Origin of the sequence: Elstera sp. (assembly GCF_044372965.1) — a bacterium.
Classification (GTDB): Bacteria; Pseudomonadota; Alphaproteobacteria; order Elsterales; family Elsteraceae; genus Elstera.
Map to the genome: position 1 here is coordinate 1 of NZ_JBILQX010000278.1, position 3,359 is coordinate 3,359.

Consider the following 3,359-nt stretch of genomic DNA (forward strand, 5'->3'; position numbering starts at 1 on the left):
GACGACACAGCGATACCTTGCCGTCGCTGACAAGGAGAAAAGGGCGGCCCTGGAGGCGGCGGCATCTAGCGCGCTAAGGGCTTCGTCTGGTTCCCACACCTTGCCGAGTCCCACACGCTATTCCCACACACTCCAGGGCCAGTTCGCCGCCGAAGCGACGGAACCCTTGAATTCGCTGGTCGGAGCGACAGGATTCGAACCTGCGACCCCCAGACCCCCAGTCTGATGCGCTACCAGGCTGCGCTACGCTCCGACCGTTTTGTGCCAAGGCTTATCACCGCAGCAGGTGGCGACTATAGACGGGGTGTGCGGGGCTTGCAAGCGATGGCGACGCCGGGGGTTGTATGGGATGCCAAGGGTTTATGGACACCGCCCATAAAAAAAGCGACCCGAAAGGGCCGCTTTTTCTAAATCTCGCTTCCGAACACTAGCGCGGCAGGCTGCGGATCAGCGCGCGATGCGCCGCCTCAAGTTCGGCAATCGAATCTTCGATCACGGCGCGCGTTTCAATCGGCAGCAGTGCCACCGGCCCGCGCGACAGCGCTAAGGTCGGCAAACGGGGGGCCGCGGGCACTTCCACCGGCTCCAGGTGCAGATCGGCATCTTCCGACGGCATTTCAGGCGCTTGGCCGGGGGCCAGACGGTCTTCATCGGTCAGCTTGGCGTTCGGGGTTTTCAGAAGCTTCTGAACGCCCTTAATCGTATAGCCGTCCCGATACAGAAGTTCGCGGATACGACGCAGCAAATCCACGTCTTCCGGGCGATAATAGCGGCGACCGCCGCCGCGTTTCAGCGGCTTAATCTGCGGAAATTTGCTTTCCCAAAAGCGCAGCACATGGGGCGGCACGTCGAGATCGGCGGCAACTTCACTGATTGTCCGGAACGCGCTGGCCGATTTCGTTACGCGGCGCGCGCCCTGGTCCGTCACCTCGGCGGTGCTCATTCACCCGTCTCCCGTGTTTCAACCGCCTGCATGCCTTCGTTGATCCTGTTCTTGAGAACATGGGACGGCCGAAAGACTAAAACTTGCCGTGGCATGATTGGCACTTCTTCCCCAGTTTTGGGGTTGCGGCCAATGCGTTCGCCCTTTTTACGCACCGAGAAACTGCCAAAGGAGGAGATTTTGACCATCTCGCCGTCGGCAAGCGCGTCGGCGATTTCCTTCAAAACCGTTTCCACCAGTTGAGCGGACTCGTTTCGGGACAATCCAACTTCCTGATAGACCGCCTCGCTAAGCTGAGCGCGAGTTACTGTCTCTTCGGTCATCGAGCCCCCCTTTACCTATCAGCCCGTACCGTACCGCCAGTGCGGCGATCCGTCAATTGCGTTTGTCTAACAACGCATTGGGTAGGCTTTCTGAACCATAACCTGAGTCCATCCCGCAATCGGAAAAGCGCGACACCCTATGGTATGTCCACACCCTGCCCGACCCGCGCTCTGTTACAGGCTTATCACAGCTTAGATGAAGTGATGGATTGAGAAAACTATTTATGACATTGACCGTTAATGTTTTTTTAATAGGATTTTCACCGCATTTTATCGATCTGCGCCGCGCCTATCCGAGGGTGGCGATCAGAGGATAGAGCGCCGAGACAACCAGCAGCGCCGCCATGGCGATATTGATCTGCCGAACCCGGCGCGGATTACTCAGCAACCGCCGCATCAGCGACCCGAACCCAGCCCAGCAAGCAATGCAGGGGCTGCCAACGATCAGAAACGACAGCGCAATCACGATCACGCTCAGGCTAAACGCCTCGGGCATTGCATAGGTGGAGATGGCACCGATGGCCATCACCCAAGCTTTCGGATTAACCCATTGAAAGGCCGCCGCTTGCAGGAAACTGAACGGCTTTTGATCCGCAATACTATCAACGCCCGCCCCCGCCATCGGGGCCGAGTGAGCAATCTTCCAGGCGAGATAGAGCAGGTAAGCCGTTGCCACCACGCGCAAAATATCGTGCAGATGCGGAATGCGTTCAAACAGTTCGCCTGCCCCGAAACCCACCGCCGCCACCATGCCGGCAAAACCAACGGCAATGCCTAACAAATGCGGCCCGGTGCGCCAAAAGCCGAAGGTGAGACCGGAGGCCAACAGCATGGCATTATTCGGGCCGGGGGTGATCGTTGTGACAAAGGCGTAAGCGGCGATAGCGAGAAGAAGATCGAGCGTCATGGTCCAAGAGTTCCTATCGACGAGGGGAGGACAAGGAAGCTTAGAGCCGTGACACAATTGAAAAAATACCTATAGTGTTCCGTGACACTATTTTGGAAATCCAATGCGTCTCGCCTCCCCCTGGATCCCCCGTCTGAGCGATAACGCCGCCCGCCCCGCCGACCGGCTGGCTCAGGCATTGGAAGAAGATATTCACGCCGGGCGCATCCCGGCAGGCGCGCGCCTGCCCGCCCACCGCGACCTTGCCTATCGATTGGGGATCGGCCTTGGCAGCGTCACGAAAGCCTATCAGCGCCTCGAAGCCCTCGGCCTTGTCACCAGCGCCCAGGGGCGCGGCATGTTTGTACGTCATAGCGACCTGAGCCTGAGCCCGCCGCTCGACCTGAGCCTGAATGCGCCGCCGCAAATGCTGTCGGATCAATTCTTAGCGATGTCGCTGGGCAAGCTCGCCCGCCGCCTGGATGCCGCCAGTTTCGGGGCCTATGTTCCCCCCGCCGGGCGGGCCGATCACCGGGAGGCAAAAGCGGGATGGCTGCGCGACATGGGCATTCCCGCGACCGGCGCGCGCACGCTTTTGTGCAATGGCGCGCAACAGGCCCTCGCCGTGGCCGTCGATATGATGGAGGCCGCCGGGGTGCAAATCCTGGTGGAACCCGTCACTTACCCTGGAATTCTCGACCTGTGCCGCCGACGCGGCATTACCCCGCTCCCCATCGCCGCAGATGCGGACGGGCTGTTGCCCGAGGCGCTGGAACGGTGCCTTCACGCGCTGAAAGCTGAAGGGCGGCGCGGGGCCATCTATCTAATGCCGACGATCCATAATCCGACGACCAGCACCCTGCCCGCCGCTCGCCGCGAGGCCATCGTTCGCCTGTGTCGCGCCTATGACGCCTGGATTTTGGAAGATGATGTGTATGCCCCGCTGGCCGATAGCGGCCCGCCCGCCCTCGCCCATCTTGCGCCCGAGCGGGTTTTCTACGTCGGTAGCCTCTCGAAAATTGTCAGCCCCGGCCTGCGCATGGGCTGGCTGGTGGTGCCACCTGCCTTCGCCGCCGCCGCCGAAGCCATCCTTGCCAGCAGCACGACAACCGCCGCCCCGCTCTCTTGCTTTCTGCTGGTCACTTGGCTCGAAGACCGGGCGGTCGATACGCTGATGGTTGCCTTAAAACAGGAGGCCGCCACACGC

Annotated in this window: 4 protein-coding genes and 1 tRNA gene; 1 reads left to right on the forward strand and 4 read right to left on the reverse strand. The window is 60.7% G+C overall.

Annotated features, from left to right (window positions below):
* Nucleotides 1-176: 176 nt before the first annotated feature.
* The 4 genes from ACIQ36_RS19500 to ACIQ36_RS19515 all read right to left on the reverse strand — a co-directional run bounded on the left by ACIQ36_RS19500 (nucleotide 177) and on the right by ACIQ36_RS19515 (nucleotide 2,173).
* Nucleotides 177-253 (reverse strand) — tRNA-Pro (locus ACIQ36_RS19500).
* 174 nt (nucleotides 254-427) lie between these two features.
* Nucleotides 428-943, reverse strand: a complete 516-nt coding sequence (locus ACIQ36_RS19505) for a MerR family transcriptional regulator (RefSeq protein WP_395832458.1) — start codon at nucleotides 941-943, stop codon at nucleotides 428-430.
* Nucleotides 940-1,266 (reverse strand): integration host factor subunit alpha, encoded by a 327-nt coding sequence (locus tag ACIQ36_RS19510; RefSeq protein WP_045775659.1) that lies wholly within the window; start codon nucleotides 1,264-1,266, stop codon nucleotides 940-942. The genes ACIQ36_RS19505 and ACIQ36_RS19510 overlap by 4 nt, the downstream gene beginning before the upstream one ends.
* 289 nt (nucleotides 1,267-1,555) lie before the next feature.
* A complete protein-coding gene (locus tag ACIQ36_RS19515) occupies nucleotides 1,556-2,173 on the reverse strand; it encodes a LysE family translocator (RefSeq protein ID WP_395832460.1) in 618 nt (205 codons plus the stop codon).
* Nucleotides 2,174-2,276: 103 nt separating this feature from the next.
* Here ACIQ36_RS19515 and ACIQ36_RS19520 point away from each other — a divergent pair.
* Nucleotides 2,277-3,359: PLP-dependent aminotransferase family protein (locus ACIQ36_RS19520; protein WP_395832462.1), on the forward strand; the 1,083-nt coding region annotated here is incomplete at its 3' end.